Here is a 19232-nt window from a genome sequence, read left to right as displayed (position 1 = left end):
CCAATGTGGATCTCGATACCCTGAAAATCTTCGACATGGTGGCGGTCGAGCTCAGCATCACCCGCGCTGCGGCCCTGTTGGGTCGGGCGCCGTCCAACGTGACCACGCGTATCCAGCAACTGGAAGCGGACCTGGGGGCCGAGTTGTTCGTGCGCACCGGCAAGCGCATCAGCCTGTCCAGCGCCGGGCAGCAATTTCGAGTGTACGCCCAGCGTATGCTGGCCCTGGAAGATGAAGCGCGCCAGGTGATCGGCGGTGGCGCCAGCGGCGGCACCTTGCGCATCGGCAGCATGGAAAGCACCGCCGCCAGCCGCCTGCCCCTGCGCCTGGCGGCGTTCAACAAGGCATGGCCGGCGACCCGGCTGGAAGTCAGCACCGGGCCATCGGGCATCCTGCTCAGGCAACTGCGTGACGGGCAACTCGACTGCGCCTTCGTGGCGCTGCCACCGGGCGCCGATGTCGAGCCGGAACTGGCCAGCCATCACCTGCAGGCGATGGCGATCTGGCAGGAGGCGCTGGTGCTGTTGCTGCCGGCCAGCGAAGCCGGGGTCAGCGAGCCTGGGCAGGTGCGCACGCGCACGCTGGCCGCGTTCAGGCCGGGCTGTGTGTATCGGGGGATTGCCCAGGCGCAGTTGGGTATTGCAGCCGGCTCGTCATGGCAGGTCCAGGAACTGGGGTCCTACCACGCCATGGTGGCCGGCGTGGCGGCCGGCGCCTGTGTGACCCTGCTGCCGCGCAGCGTGCTTGAGCTGTGCCAGGTGCCGGCTGAGCTGCCGGTGCTGGACGTCGGCCCGAGCGACACCTGGCTGGTCTGGCGCCAGGGCTACAGCGCCCCGGCATTTCAGCACTTTTGCGCGGCGCTGGAGCCGTAGAGCGTCAGCGTTCGCAAAAGCGCAGCCGATTGCCGAAGGGGCCATGCACCTGCAACGCCTTGCCGCCCTGTGTTTTGGTGCTCGCAGGGTAGGAGCGCGCTTGCCCGCGACCGAGTGCGTAGCGCTCGCAAAATCTGCGCAACGCCACAAATTTACGATTGTGAACGTATTCAAAATCTATGAAACGCCACAAATTTACGACTGCTAACGCAGCCGGTCGNACCGAGTGCGTAGCGCTCGCAAAATCTGCGCAACGCCACAAATTTACGATTGTGAACGTATTCAAAATCTATGAAACGCCACAAATTTACGACTGCTAACGCAGCCGGTCGCGGGCAAGCGCGCTCCTACAGAGCCAGCGCCCGGTCCTTGCGCAGTTCGCGGGCGGCGGCAACCATATTGACCAGCGCCGCTTCGGTCTCTGGCCAGCCACGGGTTTTCAGGCCGCAGTCAGGGTTGACCCACAAGCGCTCGGCCGGGATGCGCCGGGCGGCCTTGCGCAGTCGCTTGACCATGTCGGCCGTGTCCGGCACATGCGGCGAATGGATGTCGTAGACACCGGGGCCGATCTCGTTCGGGTAGGCAAATTGCTCGAAAGCGGCGAGCAACTCCATATCCGAGCGCGAGGTTTCGATCGTAATCACATCGGCGTCCATGGCGGCAATCGACTTGATCACATCGTTGAATTCGCTGTAGCACATGTGCGTATGAATCTGGGTGTCGTCGCGCACGCCCGAAGCACACAGGCGGAAGGCCTCGGTGGCCCAGTGCAGGTACGCCGCCCAGGCACTGTTGCGCAGCGGCAGGCCTTCACGAAACGCCGCCTCGTCGATCTGCACGATACGGATGCCGGCGGCCTCCAGGTCGAGCACTTCATCGCGGATCGCCAGCGCCAGTTGTCGGGCCTGGGTTTCGCGGCTGACATCCTCACGCGCAAAAGACCACATCAGCATCGTGACCGGCCCGGTCAGCATGCCTTTGATTACCTTGGTGGTCAGGCCCTGGGCATAGGTGATCCAGTCTACGGTCATGGCCTTGGGACGGCTCAGGTCACCATAGATAATGGCCGGCTTCACGCAGCGCGAGCCGTAGCTCTGCACCCAGCCAAAACGTGTAAAGGCATAGCCGTCGAGCTGTTCGGCAAAGTATTCGACCATGTCATTGCGCTCGGCCTCGCCGTGCACCAGCACATCCAGACCGAGTTTTTCCTGCACGTCCACGGCATGACGAATTTCGCTGTGCATGGCCTCAGTGTAATCGGCCTGGCTCAGCCTGCCTTGCTTGAACGACTGGCGTGCCAGGCGGATGGCCGCGGTCTGCGCAAACGAGCCGATGGTGGTGGTCGGAAACACGGGCAGGTCCAGAACCGCGCGCTGTTTGACGATGCGCTCGGCAAACGCCGAATGTCGCTGGCTGTCGGCCGGTGTGATCGCTTGCACACGCGCCTGCACTTGCGGCTTGTGAATGCGCGTCGAGGCAGCACGGGCCGTCTGCACAGCGCGGCTTTGCACCAGCGCCTGGGCCACTTCAGGGGCATCCGGCCGGTTGATGGCCTGGGTCAGCACGGCCACTTCGGCGCATTTCTGCACGGCAAAGGCCAGCCAGCTCTTGAGTTCGCTGTCGAGCCGGTCTTCGCGGACCAGGTCCACCGGGCTGTGCAGCAGCGAGCAGGACGGCGCCAGCCACAAACGCTCACCCAGGCGTTCATGGGCGTGGCGCACCACCGCCAGCGCCTGGTCGAGATCGCAACGCCAGACATTGCGGCCGTTGACCAGGCCCAGCGACAGGATCTTGTAGGCCGGCAAGCGGTCGAGAATAACCGGGTACTGCTCCGGGGCACGCACCAGATCAATGTGCAGGCCATCGACCGGCAGGCCGGCCGCCAGGCCCAGGTTGTCTTGCAGGCCACCAAAGTAGGTGGCCACCAGCTTTTTCAGCGGCTCACGCTGCAGGATGTTGTAGACGCGTTCGTAGGCGTTTTTCCAGTCTTGCGGCAGGTCCAGCACCAGAATGGGTTCGTCGATCTGCACCCACTCCACGCCCTGCTCGGCCAGGCGCCGGAAAATCTGCCCGTACAGTGGCAACAGGCGATCGACCAGTTCCAGCTTGTCGAAGTCGGCGCCCTTGGTCTTGCCCAGCCACAGGTAAGTCAGCGGGCCGATCACCACCGGTTTGACGACGTGACCCAGATCATGGGCCTCTTGCACTTCTTCGAACAACTGCTCCCAGCTCAGGCTGAACGCCTGGTCAGCGGTGAATTCCGGGACCAGGTAGTGGTAGTTGGTGTCGAACCACTTGGTCATTTCCTGGGCATGGGCCCCGCCGCAGCAGGCGTTGCCGCTTTGCGCGGCGCCACGGGCCATGGCGAACAGGGTCTGCAAGCCTGGCTTTTCAGCCGTGTTGCGAAAACGCTCAGGAATCACGCCGAAGGTCAGCGAGTGGGTCAGCACCTGGTCGTACCAGGCAAAATCGCCCACCGGCAGCAGCTCGATACCGGCGTCCTTTTGCACTTGCCAGTGCGTCGCACGTAACTGACGGCCAGTGGCACGCAAGCCGGCTTCGTCGAGTTCACCTTTCCAGTAGGCTTCCTGGGCTTTTTTCAATTCACGATCACCGCCGATACGCGGAAACCCCAGGTTATGTGCCAAGGCCATGTGCCCGTCCTCCAATGGAATAATCAATGGGCGAAGTGTGGACATCGGCGAACAGTGAGACAAACTCATAATATTTGAGATCAACCCAAGATTTTCTCATGTTCGGATACGGCGCTGTTGTTCGCTGGACACGGGTAGGAGCGCGCTTGCCCGCGACCGAGTGCGCAGCGCTCGCAAAAATCTGTGAAACGCTGCAAGTTTATGGCTACTGACGAAAAATCTCGGAAACGCCACAAATTTACGACTGCTAACGCAGCCGGTCGCGGGCAAGCGCGCTCCTACTGGGCGTTGTATTGCAGGTCGGGTACATGTCTTGTTCAGAGCAGTGCGCTGCGCTCTGGAGCATGGACACCGCGGGCAAACCCTGCACAATGCCGGCGACCTTATTCCGATACCCGCCCCTATGAACCTGTTGAAACAGGCGCTGCATGAGCAACGCTTCATCTGCCTGGTGGAATTCGTGCCCAAGCCCACGGCCAAGAGCTTCGCGGCGTTCGAAGCGCTGATGCAGCGCCGCACACTGTGCGGCTGGCCACTGGTAGCGACCATTGCCGACCGGGTCGCCAGTCGCTTCGACCTGTCGCCGCTGGACGCCTTTGACCGGCTGGCTGATCCTGCGCCTGCGCTGCTGCACTTTTCCGGTAAGGACCGTGAGCGCCATGACTTGCTGCAACAGCTGGAACACATGGACCGCCTGGGCCTGGAACAGCTTTTCATCATCAGTGGCGACCGCCTGCCCGGTCACGAGCCCGGACAACAGCCGGTTCGCTACCTGGAGTCGGTGCCGGCTTTGCAACAGGTGCGCCAGGCACGCCCCGACTGGCTGCTGGGCGCGGCGCTCAACCCGTTCAAATACCGTGAAGAAGAAGGCGGCGCGCAGTATTTCAAGGCCCGGAAAAAGCTCGCGGCCGGCGCGGATTTCCTGACCCTGCAACTGGGCTTCGATGCGCATAAGCACCTTGAGGCCCTGACCTGGATGCGCCAGCAACCTTCGCCCAGGCCGCTATTGGCCTGCCTCATGGCCTTGACCCATGGGCGTGCGACCATGCTGGAGCATGTGGCCGGCACGGTGGTCAGCCCGTCCATGCGTGCGGCGGTCGCCGCCGAAGCCGAGGTGTCCAAGGCGCATGCCCAGCAACGCAGTATCAGCCGCCTGGGATTACAGGTGATCGGTCTGAAATTGATGGGCTACGCCGGTGTCGAGCTGTCGGGCATCCATGATCTGACGCAATTGCAGGCGCTGGAACAGGCCATCGAGCACTGGCAGGCGCAGATCACCACGCCGGCGCAATGGTCCGAAGCCTGGCAAGCCAGCTGGCAGACGCCCGGCCAGCCGCCGGTGACCTTTCACCCGCCGGGTGCCACCTGGCAATGGGGCCAGTCGACGGTCAGCGCCTCGCTTCAGGAAAAAACCCGTTATCACCTGCTTGCCGGCCTGCATCACCAGGCGTTCAGCCGCACCACCTGGCTAAGCCGTGCCTTGGGTTGGGGCGTGCGCCGCTCGTTATGGTCAACGCCCGGTGGCGCCAGCGCGCTGCACCGGATCGAGCGCAGCCTCAAGCGGCCCATGGTCGGCTGCGACACCTGTGGCCAGTGTCGCCTGGAGGACACTTTATACATTTGCCCGGAAACCTGCCCCAAGGGCCTGGCCAACGGACCGTGCGGCGGCACCACGCTCAACCGCTGCGAATTCGGTGATCGCGAATGCATCCACAGTATCAAGTACCGCACGGCCAAGGCCGTCGGGCAGACCGCTGTGCTGACCGAACGCCTGATTCCTTGCATAGAGGCCGACCACCGGCACCGCAGCTCATGGCCCGGCTGGTTCGATGCCGCCGAAGATCTTCCATCCAACCCTAGGAGCCGCTTCAGCGGCGAATGCTCAGTGCAAACCGATCCCGATCAGTAACCGGTATGATCTCCAGTCTTATGACTGCGGAATCACCTGACATGCTGATCGTCTTCAGTGGCCTGCCCGGCACCGGCAAGACTACCCTCGCCCGCCGGCTGGCCATGGCCACCGAGGCCGTCTACCTGCGCATTGATACCATCGAGCAAGCCATCCGCACCGCCGCCGTGTTGGCCCATGACGTCGGCACCAGCGGCTATGACGTCGCCAATGCGCTGGCCTTGAGCAATCTGCAGCTGGGCCGGCAGGTGATTGTCGATGGCGTGAACCCGGTGCGCGAAAGCCGCCAGGCCTGGCACACCACGGCGCAGGCGGCCGGCGTGGCGCTGGTGAACATTCAGGTCGTGTGCTCGGATGCGGCCGAACACCGGCGCCGGGTAGAGACGCGAAAAGCCGATATTGCGGGACTCACGCCACCCGACTGGGCCTCGGTGCTGCGTCATGAGTATGAGCCGTGGGAAGAAATGCCGTTTACGCTGGACACGGCGCAGGTCTCGGTCGAGCACGCCGTGGCGCTGCTGGCCGAGCGGTTTTTCAGGCGTCAGTTGCCTGGGTTCTTGAACGCGCCACCCGAATACTGATAGGTCACGGCGCCCCAATACTGGCTGCCGGTGTTTACCTGGCGCTTCCATCCGGCGGCTTCAAGTTGCCTTGCAATCATTCGATTCATGAACCCATGGCCGAGCAGCAGCACCGGCCCTTCGCTGTCGAGTGACTGCAGTCGTTGTGCTGCTTCAAGGGCGCGGGCCTTTGCCTGGCGGACCGACTCGACCGTGCCGCAGAAGCCGCATAACCACAAGATGCGCAGGATAAAGGCCCATGTGACAGGCGAAAGCCGCAGCCACGTCCCTCGACCATGGGGCAACTGCGCCTCGCAGAACACCTTGTCCACCAGGGTGGGATAAAGGCCCAAGGCGCTGGCCGATGCAAGCGCACGCGGCGCGCTGCTGGACACCACCACGGTGGCGGTGACGGCCAGCGCCAGACTCGTCGCAGGCGCCGGTTGGGGGGTAATTTCGGACAACTCGTATTGCTCGATCCAGTGCTTCATGCCTTGCGCCGAAACCTTGCTCAGCGGCGCCAGATCCGGCTGGCCATGACGCATCAGGATAATTTTTCTGGTCACTGAAATCGCATCCCTGGTTTGATAGCCGAGCCAATGGCTGCAGCGAAATGACCGTGACGATCCTGCCCGGCCGGGCGCGATCATAACTGATGCAGGCCATGGGAGCCCTTCAGGTTTGCGCACGTTCGGCCGATACCGCAGCCTTGGGCCTGAAAAGCGACTGCGAGGCAGGCCTCTCGCCCTGGCTCTCTTACCCTCAAGGATGACTCACACCATGGCCCTGACCAGCCGGATTTCCCCATACGACAACCAGTGGCCTGTACGTTTCCTGGCGACCCGGCTGCAGATGACTCAAGTATTCGGCAACGGGCTGGTGGCCATCCATCATGTCGGCAGTACAGCCGTCTCAGGGCTGGCGGCCAAGCCGGAAATCGATGTCCTGGTGGTGGTCGAGCAGCATGATGATCAGGCACGACGCACCCACGGCATACAGGCGCTGGGCTATGTGCGCGGCAGCGACCTGTCGGTCGGGCATCACTTCTATCGTCGCGACGTCAATGGCGTGCGCACGCACAAGGTCCATGTGTGCCTGACAGGCCATGCCCAGATCGAGTGGATGCTGCGCTTTCGCGACCTGTTGCGCAGCAATCAGCAGGTTCGCCAGCAGTACCAGGCACTGAAGCTGGCGCTTGAAGCCGGCAATACCGGTGGTATCGGTGAATACCTGGCGCAGAAGGCGCCGTTTATCGACGCCGCTATGCAGGCCACCCCGGCAACCACTACCCCACCACCGGCACCTCCAGCCCGGCCAATACCGCACGCACCAGCTCCTGCGTCTGCGCCGAGCAGCGCTGCATCGGCTCACGCAGTTCATCCCGGCCAAAGCCCTGCAAGGCCAGCGCGGCCTTGATCACCGCCGGGTTGGGCTCGGCAAAGGCCATACGCATCCACGGCAGCAGCCGGTAGAACGTCTGGCGCGCCGCCGTCAGCTGGCCGCTGTCGATTTGGCGTTGCATCTGCACATAGAGGTCGGCGCGGACATGCGCCGAGGCCGATATCGCGCCGGCGCCGCCCAGGCACAGGTTATTGAAGATCTGCAGGTCTTCGCCGGTGAGAATCTCGGCATGGCCATCGGCGATCAGGGCGGTGGTGGTGTCGAGGTCGCCACCGCAATCCTTGACCGCGGCAATGCGCGGATGGTGCAGGATACGGCGCAAGGTCTCGCGCTCGATGCGCACCCCGGTGCGGTACGGAATGTCATAGAGCACCACGGGCACGGTGGCGGCATCGGCCACGGTCTGGAAGAACGCTTCGATTCCTTGTTGCGAGGGACGAATGTAATAAGGCGCCGGCACCAGCAGGCCGGCCAGCGGGCGTTGTTGAATCTGTTGCTGGAAGGCCAGCAGCTCACGCAGGTTATTGCCCGCCAGGCCCATGATCACTTGCTGCGCCGGCACCTGTGCGAGCACCGCATCGAGCACGGCCAGTTGCTCGGCATGGCTGAGCGCGGCGGCTTCGCCCGTGGTGCCGCAGACCACCAGGCCGCGGACGCCCTCTTCCAGCAGCTTGCCCACCAGCGCATCCAGCGCATTGAAATCGACTTCACCTGCACAAAACGGCGTGGCCAGGGCCACCCATATACCTCGAAAAGCGGACATACACATCTCCTGTGGTTAACCGTTGGGTCACCATCAGAAGGGATGCGGGAGGGGGTGCGAGGGAGAGCTTTGCCTGGCGCCTGATTGTCCTGTCAGCCCATCTGACGGGACAGCGCGCCCCGGTCAAATGAGCGACTGTTTCTTCGATTTATTCGCCACCGCGACGCGCACGCCGGCCTGGGCTGGAAAGCCTGGCTGCAACGGCGAGAGGTCGAGGCTGGAACGCATGGATTGATCCGGTACATAGCAAAGTGCCGGCTGATCATGCGCAATCGGCGATGGGCTTGTCAACGGGTCATGTGCGCAGGCTGCCACTCGCCCGCCACTTCGACCACCCACTCGATGAACACCCGCAACTTGGCGCTGACATGCCGGTTCGGTGGCCAGGCGATGTACATCGGCATGCTTTCAAGCTGCCAATCGGTGAACAGCGGCACCAGCGCGCCCTGGCGCACTGGCCCGCACGCCATGTAGTCCGGCAACCACAGCACCCCCAGGCCAGCCAGCCCGGCAGCGAGGTAGGCGTTGCCGTCATCGACCACCAGTGCGTGATGACCGCTGACCCTTAGCGTTTCACCCTGGCGTTGCAGCACATAGGGAAACACCTTGCCAGTGCGCGCCCAGCGATAGCCAACCACGCGGTGGCCCGGGTCTTCCAGTTCACGCGGGTGGACCGGCACCCCGGCCCGCTGCAGGTAAGCGGGCGCGGCATACACGCCCAGGTGCAGGTCGCCGAGGCGGCGAGCCATGAGCGACAGGTCGGTGAGTTCGCCGCCGCGCACCACGCAGTCGACGTTTTCGTCGATCAGGTCGACCTTGCGGTCGCTGACGCCCATGTCCAGCTGGATGTCCGGGTAGCGGGCATAGAAGTCCGGCAAGGCCGGGATCAGCACGCTGCGCGCCAGCGGACTGGGCACATCGACCCGCAACCGGCCACGGGGAGCGGCCGAGGCACTGGACAGGCTGGTCTCGGCATCGTCGATGTCGGCCAGCAGGCGCACCACCCGCTCGTAGTAGGCAGCACCGTCGGCGGTGACGTTGACCTTGCGCGTGGTGCGATTGAACAACCGCACCCGCAAGCGCGCTTCCAGTTGCTGCACCAGTTGCGTGACGCTGGTCCTGCTCAAGTGCAAGGTGTCGGCGGCCTTGGTGAAACTGCCGGTCTCCACCACTCGGGCAAAGGCCTGCATTGCATCGAAACGGTCCACGGCAGCTCCTGATTGTTTGCATTTGGCAAACAGTGTTGGGTGGGGTGACGAGTTTATCCGCCTCTCGTCGCGCCCTACAGTCTCTTCATTCCTGAACGATGGAGAGTCCCCTCATGAACACCCGCGACGTTGTTTTCCCGGCCGGCCGCCAGGCCCTGTACGACATTAACCGCTATTCACCGGCGATCCGCTCCAACGGTTTCATCTTTGTGTCCGGTCAGGTCGGCAGTCGCGAGGACGGCTCGAAAGAGCCACAGCTGCAGGCTCAGGTCAGCCGTGCCTTTGAAAACCTCAATGCCATTCTGGCCGCTGCCGGCGGCAGCTTCGCCGACGTGGTGGATGTCACAGTGTTCATGGTCGACCCGCAGTCGACGTTCGAGGCCATCTGGCAGGTGGTGGCCCGGTACTGGGGCAAGGCGCCCTACCCGACCGTGACGGCGGTCGGGGTGACGTGGCTGTACGGGTTCGATTTCGAGATCAAGGTGATCGCCAGGGACCCGGCTACACCTGAGCGGCCGGATCAAGCGGCTCGCTGATTTCGATCAGGTTCAGGTCCGGGTCGCGCACGTACACCGAGCGAATCGGCCCGGTGGCGCCGGTGCGCTGCACCGGGCCCTCGACGATGGGCCAGTCCTGGGCATGCAACCGGGCGATGGCCTCGTCGAGGCTGCCGCTGACGATGAAACACAGGTCCAGTGCGCCGGGCACCGGCAGGTGCGCCTTGGGCTCGAATTCATGCCCGCGCACATGCACGTTGATTTTCTGCCGACCGAAGCAAAAGGCCAGGCGCCCGTTGCCAAAGGTTTCCAGACGCATGCCTAGGGTCTGTTGCCGTTTCAGCACGAGCCGCGTTGCTGGGCCAAATCTCGCCAGGCCAGGCGGAGGACGCAGAAAAGGGTCGCTCCCTTTTCAAGTNGCCGTTTCAGCACGAGCCGCGTTGCTGGGCCAAATCTCGCCAGGCCAGGCGGAGGACGCAGAAAAGGGTCGCTCCCTTTTCAAGTCCTCCAACACCGCATAGCGAGATTTGGCACGCAACCCGAAGGGCCGGGCCTGTTTTGCCGCGAGACTGCGTTACTCGTCACTCATTTGGAATGACCAGACTTCGCGGCGCCTGCCTTGCCTCGCGGCAAAACGGGCGCCGGCGCGGCCGTGATGAAACGGCAACAGACCCTAGCACCCGCACATAAAAGTCCTTGCAGGCTTCGAGCTGTGTAGTGGTCAGCACCAGATGGTCAAGGTGATCGATCATGACAGGCACTCCTGTTTTCAGATAAGGCCGCGACGCCGCCACGCCTCGCGGGTGGGTGCGTCGATACCGAGTCCGTCCAGCACCGTGTCGGTGTGCTGGCCCAGGGTCGGTGCGCGCGACTGGATCTGTCCCGGCGTCAGGGTCAGCTTGGGGATAATGCCCGGCAAGGTCACCGGCGTGCCGTCGTCCAGGGTACTGGCCAGCAGCATGTCGCGGGCCTGGTAATGCGCATCGCCGGCGATGTCGGCAGCGTCGTAGATTCTGCCCACTGGAATGTCGGCGGCTTGCAGAGCCGTGAGCACTTCATCGAGCGGCCATTCGGCGGTCCAGGTGGAAATGGCCGCATCGATACGCGCCACATGGCGCACGCGGCCGTCGTTATGCGCCAGCTCCGGGTCGTTGGCCAGGTCCGGGCGCCCGATGCGTTCCATCAGGCGCCGATAGATGCTGTCGCCATTGCCGGCCACCAGCGCGTACTTGCCGTCCTGGCAGCGGTAGGCGTTGCTGGGCGCGATGCCGGGCAGGCTGCTGCCGGCCGGGGCACGCACGGTGCCGAATACCGAATGCTCGGGGATCAGGCTTTCCATCATATTGAACACCGACTCGTACAAGGCCACATCGACCTGCTGCCCGGCGCCGCCGTTCTGTTCGCGGTGCCGCAGCGCCAGCAGCACACCGATCACCCCGTGCAAGGCCGACAATGAATCCCCGATCGACACCCCGACCCGCACCGGGGTGCGATCCGGCTCGCCGGACAGGTGACGCAGCCCGCCCATGGCCTCGCCGACCACGCCAAAACCCGGCAGGTCGCGGTACGGGCCGGTCTGGCCGTAGCCGGAGACGCGCAGCATGATCAGGCGCGGATTGATGGCCGACAATGCGTCCCAGCCCAGCCCCCACTTTTCCAGGGTGCCGGGGCGAAAGTTCTCGACCAGGATATCGGCGTCCTTGATCAGTTGCCGAACCACCTCGTGCGCCTCGTCCTGGCGCAGGTCGAGGGTCACCGATTGCTTGTTGCGCGACTGCGCCGCCCACCACACCGAGGTGCCGTTGTGCAGCAATCGCCACTTGCGCAGCGGGTCGCCGCTGCCGGGCGGCTCGATCTTGATCACGTGGGCGCCGAAGTCGGCGAGGATCCGGGCGGCGAAGGGGCCGGCAATCAGCTGGCCCATTTCGATCACCTTGATACCTTCCAGGGGCAGGCTCATGAGGGTGTCCGTTGTTATTGGAGATGTAGCTGAATCATGACTCCAAAACCGGTGGCAGGTGAAGGGGGCATTGCTGGCAGAACCTGCAGACAACAGAGCAACCCGCTTCCTGTCTATTCAGATGGCCATTGACGTGCAGCGTGCAATATCCGCAACACACGAACCTGCTCACCTGTAACGTCATAAATCAGAATGTAATTTTGCTGGGCTACCCACTCGCGTGTCCCCGTGACTCGACCCGCCCGCCCCTTGTCAGGATGATCAATGAGGCGTTCAGCCGCCATGGCGAACAATTCGTCCAAGGCCAGTGCGGCTGTCGGGTTGTTGCTTTCTATGTAGTCATAAATAGCTTCACGGTCTTGTACAGCTTCGAGAGTCCAGAACAATTTCATCATTTGGCAGTATCAAGCCGGCGGCGCGTCGATGCACGTTTGGCGGCAAACCGGGCTTCAACTTCCTCGGCAGGAATGAGGTTACCTGCATTGGCCGAGTCAAGGCCGGTTTGCACCTGCTGACGAAACCAGGCGTCATGCGCGGCTGCATCCTGTTGCTGGCGAACAAAATCGCGCATGAAATCGCGTAAAAGTTGCGCGCCACTGCGGTCGCGAGCTTTGGCAGCTGATGAGAACTCAGCTTTAAGTGCCTCATCGACTCGAAAGGTAAAAGTAGCTTCGCTCATGATGTTCACACCTATGTGTTACACATGAGGTGCAAAATAACACGCGTCGACAGCAAGATAAAATGTCTTCAAAACCGACTGCCCCACTCTGAACGCAAAACGCCCCGCCATCACTGGCAGGGCGTTTTGCGTTCAACCTTCATTCAATCGCCATACCGCAACCGCGCCGCACGGCGGGCTTCGCTCTGGCCGCGGGTTGCCAGGCAATAGTACAGCGGCACTGTCACCACCAGGCCGACCAGCCAGGACAGGTCGGCGCCTTCTATATAGTGGGCATAGGGCCCGACATACAGCGAGGTATTGGCGAACGGCAGTTGCACCAGGATACCGATGCCGTAGGCGACGATGGCGTGCGGGTTGAAGCGCCCGTAGATGCCGCCGTCGTTACGAAAGATCGACTCGATGTCGTATACGCCGCGCTTGATCACATAGAAGTCGATGATGTTGATTGCCGCCCACGGCACCAGCACGATCAGCAGCGCCAGGATCAGGCCGATGAACTTGCCGATGAAGTCACCCGAGGCGCTGACCGCCACCAGGCAGCAGCCGGTGAGGACGATGGCCGAGAGGATCACCCGCAGCTTGATGGTCGGCGTCCACTGGCCGGCGAAGGTCTGGATCGAGGTGACGATGGACAGGACCGCGCCATACAGGTTCAGGGCGTTGTGGCTGATGATATTGAGCAAAAACAGCACCATCAGGATCGGCCCCAGCCAGCCCGTGGCCTGCTTGACCGCGACCATGGCCTCGGTGCCTTCAGGGGTCGCCAGGGCCGCGACCATGCCGAAGCTGAACGAGGCGATGGTGCCCAGGCTGGCGCCGAAGTACGTGGCCCAGAATGGTTTGCCGATGCCGATTGCCTTGGGCAGGTAGCGCGAGTAGTCCGAGGTGTAGGGCGAAAAGCTGATCTGCCAGATGATCCCCAGCGACAAGGTGGCAATCCAGCCGGCCGCATTGAAGCCGCCGCGAATGAAAAAGTCGTCCGGCAAGTCCTGCATGAAAATCATGGTAAAGCCGGCCAGCAAGGCGGCGCCCATCACCCAAGTGCCGATGCGGTTGAGGGTGTGGATGAAGCGGTAGCCGATCACGCCGATGGCGGTGGCACTGAGCGCGCCGATGATAATGCCGGTGGGCAGCGGCACCGAAGGCGCCAGGCCCTGGATGGATTTACCCGACAGCACGATATTGGAAATGAAGAACCCGACGTAGATCAACGCGGTGATGAACACGATCAGCAAGGCGCCGTAGCGGCCGAACTGGCCACGGCTCTGGACCATCTGCGGGATGCCCAGTTGCGGGCCCTGGGCCGAGGCCAGGCCGATCACCACGCCGCCAATCAGGTTGCCCAGCACGATGGCGATCAGGCCCCAGAGGAAATCGAGTTGAAACACCTGCACAGCCATCGCCCCGGTGACGATGGGCAAAGGTGCAATGTTGGTGCTGAACCACAGGGTAAACAGGTCGCGGGCCTTGCCATGGCGTTCGGCCGGCGGCACGTAGTCGACAGTGTGGTTTTCAATGAGCGGAGCTGCTGCGCTGTTCTGGGACATAGGACGATCTCGAAACCGATGGTCGGGCGCCTTTGAAAAGGCACCGGATGACGAATCCACCGGGCGCTGCGGCTTTTCCAGGGTGAACGGATGCACTGCCGGTGCAGACAGGCAGAAATCGGATTCACGGGGATCAGAAAAGCGGCAGGCCCGATGCCTTACGCACAGACGCAGTCAAGACGCCTGGCAGTAGAGAAGCCAAATCGAGTGACACTGGGCAGCGGGGTGCCGGACACCCCTTGTTTGATATGAAAAAACATCGTCTCGCCTGAATTTGTTGTTGTGCAGAGCCAAACCATGCAGCGCCCCATTCGGGGCCCGGAATGAGTATGTCGCAGTGAGCCATGTCGAACATGCCATGCACCGCGCTGATAACACCATATTATGGTATGCCAAATTTTTGCAACCCCCGCTCATCATGTCCTGAACCTGCTGCAAGACTGACATAAACGTTTCAGCGCCTGCCCTGATCGGGCTGAAAGGCCTACGCTGCAAGGCCTGAAGCCTATTGAGCAGTGGGATGGTGAAGGCGTCTGGCCAGAAAAAATCCTTGCCAAGAAAGTATTACGGTATACCATCAGACAGACAAGAAATCGCTTCGGCACTGCCCAGAGGTCCTCAATGATCGACCCGAATGTCTACAAGAACGTCATGGGTTCCTTCCCTTCCGGCGTTACCGTCATCACCACGCTGGACGACGACGGCGAGGTGGTCGGCCTGACTGCCAGCGCCTTCAGTGCCCTGTCGCTGGAACCGGCCCTGGTGCTGTTCTGCCCCAACTACAGCTCCGACTCTTACCCGGTGCTGATCAAGAACAAGCGTTTTGCCATTCATCTGCTTTCGGCGGACCAGCAAGCCTGTGCCTACGCTTTTGCGCGCAAGGGCAAGGACAAGGCCAACGGGCTTGACTGGACCCTGAGCGAGCTGGGCAACCCGTTGCTGGCCGGAGCCACGGCCATCATCGAATGCGAGCTGTGGCGCGAATATGAAGGTGGCGACCACGCCATCATGGTCGGCGCCGTCAAGAACCTGATCCTGCCCGCGCAGCCTGCCGAGCCGATGGTGTATTGCCGCGGCAAGATGGGCGGCCTGACGATCGCCGCATAAGCGGCCTCGCCCACGCAAAAACGGTACATCAAATACAGGCCCCGCCCCATTCACTGCCGGGCGCCACGACAGACCGAGGTAACGTCATGAAATTTTCGTTGTTCGTGCACATGGAACGCTGGGATGAGCAAGTCAGCCACCGTCAACTCTTCGACGACCTGACCGAGCTGACCCTGCTGGCCGAAAAAGGGGGCTTCAGCACGGTCTGGGTCGGCGAACACCACGCCATGGAATACACCATTTCCCCCAGCCCCATGCCGATCCTGGCCTACCTGGCGGCACGCACCACGACCATCCATCTGGGCGCCGGCACCATCATCGCGCCGTTCTGGCACCCGCTGCGTGTGGCCGGTGAATGCGCCCTGCTCGATGTGATCAGCAACGGGCGCATGGAAGTGGGCCTGGCGCGTGGCGCCTACCAGGTCGAGTTCGACCGCATGGCCGGCGGCATGCCCGCCTCCGAAGGCGGCAAGGCCCTGCGCGAGATGGTCCCGGTGGTCAAGGCCCTGTGGGCCGGAGACTACGCCCACGATGGCGAGATCTGGAAATTCCCCACCTCCACCAGCGTACCGAAGCCGGTCAGCACCCCGCCGATGTGGATCGCCGCCCGTGACCCGGACTCGCACAACTTTGCCGTGGCCAATGGCTGCAACGTGATGGTCACGCCGCTGATGAAGGGCGACGAGGAAGTGCTGGACCTGAAGAACAAGTTCCAGGCCGCGCTGGACAACAACCCCGACGTGCCACGCCCGCAACTGATGGTGCTGCGCCACACCCACGTACACGCCGTGGACGATCCGGACGGCTGGAAAGTCGGCGCAGCGGCCATCAACCGCTTCTACCGCACCTTCGATGCCTGGTTCGGCAACAAGACCGTACCGGCCAACGGCTTCCTGGAACCCAGCCCGGAATCGAAATTCGCCGAGCGTCCTGAGTTCGAGCTGGAGAACATCCGCAAGAACACCATGATCGGCACCCCGGAAGAGATCATTGCGCGCATTCGCTATTACCAGGAACTGGGCGTCGACGAGTTCAGCTTCTGGTGCGACAACAGCCTGCCGCATGCCGAGAAAAAGAAATCGCTGGAGTTGTTCATCCAGCATGTGGTGCCGGCGTTTCGTTAATCGGCTTTAGATCGCTTCGCGACCGTTGGTCGCTCCCACGGTGTACCCCTGCAAGGTGCATTCTCGTAGGAGCGACCACAGTCGCGAACGCATGCTCAGGCAACACAATCCTTGATAGTTGACTGACCCCTTCGCGACCGTTGGTCGCTCCCACGGTGTACCCCTGTAAGGTGCATTCTCGTAGGAGCGACCCGCGGTCGCGAACGCCTGTTCAGGCAATACAATTTTTGATAATTGACTGGCCCATCGCGACCGTTACAACCACACTGCATCCCACAAGGGATAATCACCTACCCGCTGCACCAGCCCTGCACGCAATGGATTGGCAACGATGTAACACGCCGAAACCATTATCTGCTGTTCATCACGCATCGCCCGATCGTGGTAACCCGCCTGCCACAATGTGCGCTTCGTCGGCTGATCCTGAAAGACTGCCTTGGCACTGCGCGACTTCATCTGCTGCATCAATAACGGCAACGAATGCTGCCGCAACTCCACCAGCCAGTGAAGATGATCGGGCATGGCCACACAGGCCAGTGAAGCGGTCCATCCCTGCTCGTCGTAATACCGCAAGGCGTTGACGACCCGACGCCCCAACTGAAAATCCTGGAACACCGCTTGACGGTCCTTGACCACTGAAGTCAACAGATACACCTGACCAACCTGCGAATGGCGCCCGAGCCTCAGGCGCCTTGTCATTGCATGCTTCGACATTCCCTTGTCCTCGCCATGAAAGCGCTCATCCTGCCGCTTCATCGCAAGGCTTATCCCGGTCAGTCGTTTCTATTTATAAACATCAGGTCCTGTGGGAGCGACCATCGGTCGCGAATGCGGAAAACCGGGCACTGTGAATGCCCGGCTCATGCCAGCCCCGTCACAGACGCTGCTCGCGTCTGTGAATGCTGCAATCACCTCAATACTGCGAACCCGGAATCCAGCTGGTCCCCGCCAGCGGGACACGGGCCATGGCCGCCGATTCCACGGTCAGGGCCACCAGGTCCTCAGGGTCGAGGTTGTGCAGGTGCGACTTGCCGCAGGCGCGGGCCATGGTCTGGGCTTCCAGCACCAGTACGCGCAGGTAGTTGGCCAGGCGGCGGCCGCCTTCGACCGGGTCCAGGCGCTTGGACAGCTCCGGGTCCTGGGTGGTGATGCCGGCAGGATCCCGGCCGTTCTGCCAGTCGTCGTAGAAACCGGCCGCCGAGCCGATCTTTTTCAGTTCTTCGTCCAGACGCGGGTGGTTGTCGCCCAGCGCGATCAGGGCGGCGGTGCCGATAGCCACCGCGTCGGCCCCCAGGGCCATGGCCTTGGCCACGTCGGCGCCGTTGCGGATGCCGCCGGAGACGATCAACTGCACCTTGCGGTGCATGCCCATCTCTTGCAGCGCCTGCACCGCTTGTGGAATGGCCGGCAGGATCGGGATGCCCACATGTTCGATGAACACTTCCTGGGTGGCCGCGGTGCCGCCCTGCATGCCGTCGAGCACGATCACATCGGCGCCGGCCTTCACGGCCAGTTTCACGTCATAGTAAGGACGGCTGGCGCCGATCTTGACGTAGATGGGTTTTTCCCAGTCGGTGATCTCGCGGATCTCGGCGATCTTGATCGCCAGGTCATCGGGGCCGGTCCAGTCCGGATGGCGACAGGCCGAACGCTGGTCGACGCCGATCGGCAAGGTGCGCATGCCCGCCACGCGCTCAGTGACCTTCATGCCCAGCAGCATGCCACCGCCGCCCGGCTTGGCGCCCTGCCCCAGCACGATCTCGATGGCGTCGGCCTTGCGCAGGTCATCGGGGTTCATGCCGTAGCGTGACGGCAGGTATTGATAGACCAGGTGTTGCGACTGGCCACGTTCTTCCGGGGTCATGCCGCCGTCGCCGGTGGTGGTGCTGGTGCCGGCGATGCTGGCGCCACGGCCCAGGGCTTCCTTGGCGTTGGCCGACAGCGCACCGAAGCTCATGCCGGCGATGGTCACCGGAATCTTCAGGTGCAAGGGCTTTTTGGCGAAGCGGTTGCCGAGGATCACGTCGGTGCCGCATTTCTCGCGGTAGCCTTCCAGCGGGTAGCGCGACACGCTGGCGCCGAGCAGCAGCAGGTCGTCGAAGTGCGGCAGCTTGCGCTTGGTGCCGCCGCCACGGATGTCATAGATACCGGTTTCGGCGGCCCGCTGGATTTCCTGGATGGTCAGGCGATCGAAGGTCGCCGACTCGCGCAGGACCGGGGCTTTGGGAGTGGTGGAATCGCTCATGGTCTTGCTCCTGGATCAGTACGCGCTGGCGTTATCGACTTTGAAGTTGTACAGCTGGCGAGCCGAGCCGTAGCGTTTGAAATCGGCAGCGTTCTCTTTGAAGCCAGCGCGATTGAGCAGCATCTGCAATTCTTCGATGTGTTCGGGCCGCATCTCTTTTTCGATGCAGTCCGAGCCCAGCGACTCGACGCTGCCCTTGACGAAGATTTTGGTTTCATACAGCGAATCGCCCAGCGCATCGCCGGCATCGCCGCAGACCACCAGGCGCCCGGCCTGGCCCATGAAGCAGCTCATGTGGCCGATGCTGCCGCCGACGACGATGTCGATGCCTTTCATGGAGATGCCGCAACGGGCGCCGGCATCGCCTTCGATGACCAGCAGCCCGCCATGGGCGGTGGCGCCGGCGGCCTGGGAGGCGCTGCCCTTGACCCGCACATAGCCGCTCATCATGTTCTCGGCGCAGCCCACGCCGACGTTGCCGTGCACGGTGATCGAGGCTTTCTGGTTCATGCCGGCGCAGTAGTAGCCGGCATGCCCCTGGATGTCGATGGACACCGCTTCGTTGACACCCACGGCCAGGTTATGGGCGCCGTTGGCGTGGGTGACCACCCACTCGCGGTCTTGCACGTTGTTGACCTGGTCGTGCAGCGCCTGGTTGAGGTCACGCACGGTGGCTACGGATAGATCGATGGTTTTCATGCTG

At 62.7% G+C, this 19232-nt stretch carries 18 protein-coding genes and 2 pseudogenes; 7 read left to right on the top strand and 13 right to left on the bottom strand.

The window, feature by feature from the left end; translation table 11 throughout:
* Positions 1-5 precede the first annotated feature (5 nt).
* Positions 6-872, top strand: a complete 867-nt coding sequence (locus ASF84_RS15585; protein WP_056839728.1) for a LysR substrate-binding domain-containing protein — start codon at positions 6-8, stop codon at positions 870-872.
* A gap of 347 nt (positions 873-1219) precedes the next feature.
* On the opposite strand, the gene metE is transcribed toward ASF84_RS15585, so the two are convergent.
* Positions 1220-3526 carry a 5-methyltetrahydropteroyltriglutamate--homocysteine S-methyltransferase gene (gene metE / locus ASF84_RS15580; RefSeq protein WP_056839727.1) on the bottom strand — a complete coding sequence of 769 codons (2307 nt, stop codon included), beginning with the start codon at positions 3524-3526 and terminating at the stop codon, positions 1220-1222.
* A 403-nt stretch (positions 3527-3929) separates the two neighbouring features.
* On the opposite strand from metE, the gene ASF84_RS15575 reads away from it, so the two are divergent.
* Both ASF84_RS15575 and ASF84_RS15570 read left to right on the top strand, forming a co-directional pair.
* Positions 3930-5435: a methylenetetrahydrofolate reductase C-terminal domain-containing protein gene (locus ASF84_RS15575; RefSeq protein WP_056839726.1), complete on the top strand. Its 1506-nt coding sequence runs from the start codon at positions 3930-3932 to the stop codon at positions 5433-5435.
* 20 nt (positions 5436-5455) lie between these two features.
* On the top strand, positions 5456-6016 hold the full coding sequence (locus ASF84_RS15570; protein ID WP_269084919.1) for an AAA family ATPase: 561 nt from the start codon (positions 5456-5458) through the stop codon (positions 6014-6016).
* Here the strand turns inward: ASF84_RS15570 and ASF84_RS15565 are convergent.
* The gene (locus ASF84_RS15565) at positions 5977-6561 is read right to left on the bottom strand and encodes a histidine phosphatase family protein (RefSeq protein ID WP_056839724.1); all 585 of its coding nucleotides are present in this window, start codon (positions 6559-6561) and stop codon (positions 5977-5979) included. The two genes, ASF84_RS15570 and ASF84_RS15565, sit on opposite strands and share 40 nt — an antisense overlap.
* Positions 6562-6775: 214 nt before the next feature.
* On the opposite strand from ASF84_RS15565, the pseudogene ASF84_RS29780 reads away from it, so the two are divergent.
* Positions 6776-7267, top strand: a pseudogene (locus ASF84_RS29780) (GrpB family protein); the annotation flags it as partial.
* A gap of 13 nt (positions 7268-7280) precedes the next feature.
* Here ASF84_RS29780 and dapA read toward each other — a convergent pair.
* Both dapA and ASF84_RS15550 read right to left on the bottom strand, forming a co-directional pair.
* On the bottom strand, positions 7281-8159 hold the full coding sequence (dapA, locus tag ASF84_RS15555) for a 4-hydroxy-tetrahydrodipicolinate synthase (protein WP_056839722.1): 879 nt from the start codon (positions 8157-8159) through the stop codon (positions 7281-7283).
* A 287-nt stretch (positions 8160-8446) separates the two neighbouring features.
* Positions 8447-9367, bottom strand: coding sequence for a LysR family transcriptional regulator (locus tag ASF84_RS15550; protein ID WP_056839721.1), 921 nt, complete (start codon positions 9365-9367; stop codon positions 8447-8449).
* 113 nt (positions 9368-9480) lie between these two features.
* Between ASF84_RS15550 and ASF84_RS15545 the strand changes: the two genes are divergently transcribed.
* Positions 9481-9903 (top strand): RidA family protein, encoded by a 423-nt coding sequence (locus ASF84_RS15545; protein ID WP_056839720.1) that lies wholly within the window; start codon positions 9481-9483, stop codon positions 9901-9903.
* On the opposite strand, the pseudogene ASF84_RS15540 reads toward ASF84_RS15545, so the two are convergent.
* From ASF84_RS15540 to ASF84_RS15525, 6 genes and pseudogenes are all read right to left on the bottom strand, one after another.
* Positions 9869-10189 (bottom strand): annotated as a pseudogene (locus ASF84_RS15540) (VOC family protein); the annotation flags it as partial. The gene ASF84_RS15545 and the pseudogene ASF84_RS15540 sit on opposite strands and share 35 nt — an antisense overlap.
* Before the next feature lie 256 nt (positions 10190-10445).
* Positions 10446-10616, bottom strand: coding sequence for a hypothetical protein (locus tag ASF84_RS29385; protein WP_162241261.1), 171 nt, complete (start codon positions 10614-10616; stop codon positions 10446-10448).
* Between the two features lie 17 nt (positions 10617-10633).
* Positions 10634-11824, bottom strand: coding sequence for a CaiB/BaiF CoA transferase family protein (locus ASF84_RS15535; RefSeq protein ID WP_056839718.1), 1191 nt, complete (start codon positions 11822-11824; stop codon positions 10634-10636).
* 113 nt (positions 11825-11937) lie between these two features.
* Positions 11938-12219, bottom strand: a complete 282-nt coding sequence (locus ASF84_RS15530; RefSeq protein ID WP_330219670.1) for a type II toxin-antitoxin system RelE/ParE family toxin — start codon at positions 12217-12219, stop codon at positions 11938-11940.
* Positions 12216-12503 carry a CopG family ribbon-helix-helix protein gene (locus ASF84_RS28565; protein WP_082481675.1) on the bottom strand — a complete coding sequence of 96 codons (288 nt, stop codon included), beginning with the start codon at positions 12501-12503 and terminating at the stop codon, positions 12216-12218. The genes ASF84_RS15530 and ASF84_RS28565 overlap by 4 nt, the downstream gene beginning before the upstream one ends.
* 143 nt (positions 12504-12646) lie before the next feature.
* Positions 12647-14053 (bottom strand): purine-cytosine permease family protein, encoded by a 1407-nt coding sequence (locus tag ASF84_RS15525; RefSeq protein ID WP_056839717.1) that lies wholly within the window; start codon positions 14051-14053, stop codon positions 12647-12649.
* A 621-nt stretch (positions 14054-14674) separates the two neighbouring features.
* Between ASF84_RS15525 and ASF84_RS15520 the strand changes: the two genes are divergently transcribed.
* Positions 14675-15160 carry a flavin reductase family protein gene (locus ASF84_RS15520; protein WP_056839716.1) on the top strand — a complete coding sequence of 162 codons (486 nt, stop codon included), beginning with the start codon at positions 14675-14677 and terminating at the stop codon, positions 15158-15160.
* An 86-nt stretch (positions 15161-15246) separates the two neighbouring features.
* Positions 15247-16284, top strand: coding sequence for an LLM class flavin-dependent oxidoreductase (locus ASF84_RS15515; RefSeq protein ID WP_056839715.1), 1038 nt, complete (start codon positions 15247-15249; stop codon positions 16282-16284).
* 255 nt (positions 16285-16539) lie between these two features.
* On the opposite strand, the gene ASF84_RS15510 is transcribed toward ASF84_RS15515, so the two are convergent.
* From ASF84_RS15510 to ASF84_RS15500, 3 genes are all read right to left on the bottom strand, one after another.
* Positions 16540-16998: an REP-associated tyrosine transposase gene (locus ASF84_RS15510; protein WP_056840161.1), complete on the bottom strand. Its 459-nt coding sequence runs from the start codon at positions 16996-16998 to the stop codon at positions 16540-16542.
* A 199-nt stretch (positions 16999-17197) separates the two neighbouring features.
* Complete coding sequence (locus ASF84_RS15505; RefSeq protein WP_056839714.1) at positions 17198-18529, bottom strand: FMN-binding glutamate synthase family protein; 1332 nt, start codon at positions 18527-18529, stop codon at positions 17198-17200.
* Between the two features lie 15 nt (positions 18530-18544).
* Positions 18545-19228 carry a protein glxC gene (locus tag ASF84_RS15500; RefSeq protein WP_056839713.1) on the bottom strand — a complete coding sequence of 228 codons (684 nt, stop codon included), beginning with the start codon at positions 19226-19228 and terminating at the stop codon, positions 18545-18547.
* Positions 19229-19232: the final 4 nt, after the last annotated feature.

The sequence above is a fragment of the Pseudomonas sp. Leaf127 genome, from assembly GCF_001423155.1.
Taxonomy (GTDB): Bacteria; Pseudomonadota; Gammaproteobacteria; order Pseudomonadales; family Pseudomonadaceae; genus Aquipseudomonas; species Aquipseudomonas ovata.
This window is presented reverse-complemented; position numbering and strand designations above follow the sequence as displayed.

Excerpts from the sequence above, each read along its gene's own strand:
- metE (WP_056839727.1), bottom strand. The coding sequence starts at position 3,526 with ATGGCCTTGGCACATAACCTGGGGTTTCCGCGTATCGGCGGTGATCGT.
- ASF84_RS15575 (WP_056839726.1), top strand. The coding sequence starts at position 3,930 with ATGAACCTGTTGAAACAGGCGCTGCATGAGCAACGCTTCATCTGCCTG.
- ASF84_RS15570 (WP_269084919.1), top strand. The coding sequence starts at position 5,456 with ATGACTGCGGAATCACCTGACATGCTGATCGTCTTCAGTGGCCTGCCC.
- dapA (WP_056839722.1), bottom strand. The coding sequence starts at position 8,159 with ATGTCCGCTTTTCGAGGTATATGGGTGGCCCTGGCCACGCCGTTTTGT.
- ASF84_RS15545 (WP_056839720.1), top strand. The coding sequence starts at position 9,481 with ATGAACACCCGCGACGTTGTTTTCCCGGCCGGCCGCCAGGCCCTGTAC.
- ASF84_RS29385 (WP_162241261.1), bottom strand. The coding sequence starts at position 10,616 with ATGATCGATCACCTTGACCATCTGGTGCTGACCACTACACAGCTCGAA.
- ASF84_RS15535 (WP_056839718.1), bottom strand. The coding sequence starts at position 11,824 with ATGAGCCTGCCCCTGGAAGGTATCAAGGTGATCGAAATGGGCCAGCTG.
- ASF84_RS15530 (WP_330219670.1), bottom strand. The coding sequence starts at position 12,219 with ATGATGAAATTGTTCTGGACTCTCGAAGCTGTACAAGACCGTGAAGCT.
- ASF84_RS28565 (WP_082481675.1), bottom strand. The coding sequence starts at position 12,503 with ATGAGCGAAGCTACTTTTACCTTTCGAGTCGATGAGGCACTTAAAGCT.
- ASF84_RS15525 (WP_056839717.1), bottom strand. The coding sequence starts at position 14,053 with ATGTCCCAGAACAGCGCAGCAGCTCCGCTCATTGAAAACCACACTGTC.
- ASF84_RS15520 (WP_056839716.1), top strand. The coding sequence starts at position 14,675 with ATGATCGACCCGAATGTCTACAAGAACGTCATGGGTTCCTTCCCTTCC.
- ASF84_RS15515 (WP_056839715.1), top strand. The coding sequence starts at position 15,247 with ATGAAATTTTCGTTGTTCGTGCACATGGAACGCTGGGATGAGCAAGTC.
- ASF84_RS15510 (WP_056840161.1), bottom strand. The coding sequence starts at position 16,998 with ATGTCGAAGCATGCAATGACAAGGCGCCTGAGGCTCGGGCGCCATTCG.
- ASF84_RS15505 (WP_056839714.1), bottom strand. The coding sequence starts at position 18,529 with ATGAGCGATTCCACCACTCCCAAAGCCCCGGTCCTGCGCGAGTCGGCG.
- ASF84_RS15500 (WP_056839713.1), bottom strand. The coding sequence starts at position 19,228 with ATGAAAACCATCGATCTATCCGTAGCCACCGTGCGTGACCTCAACCAG.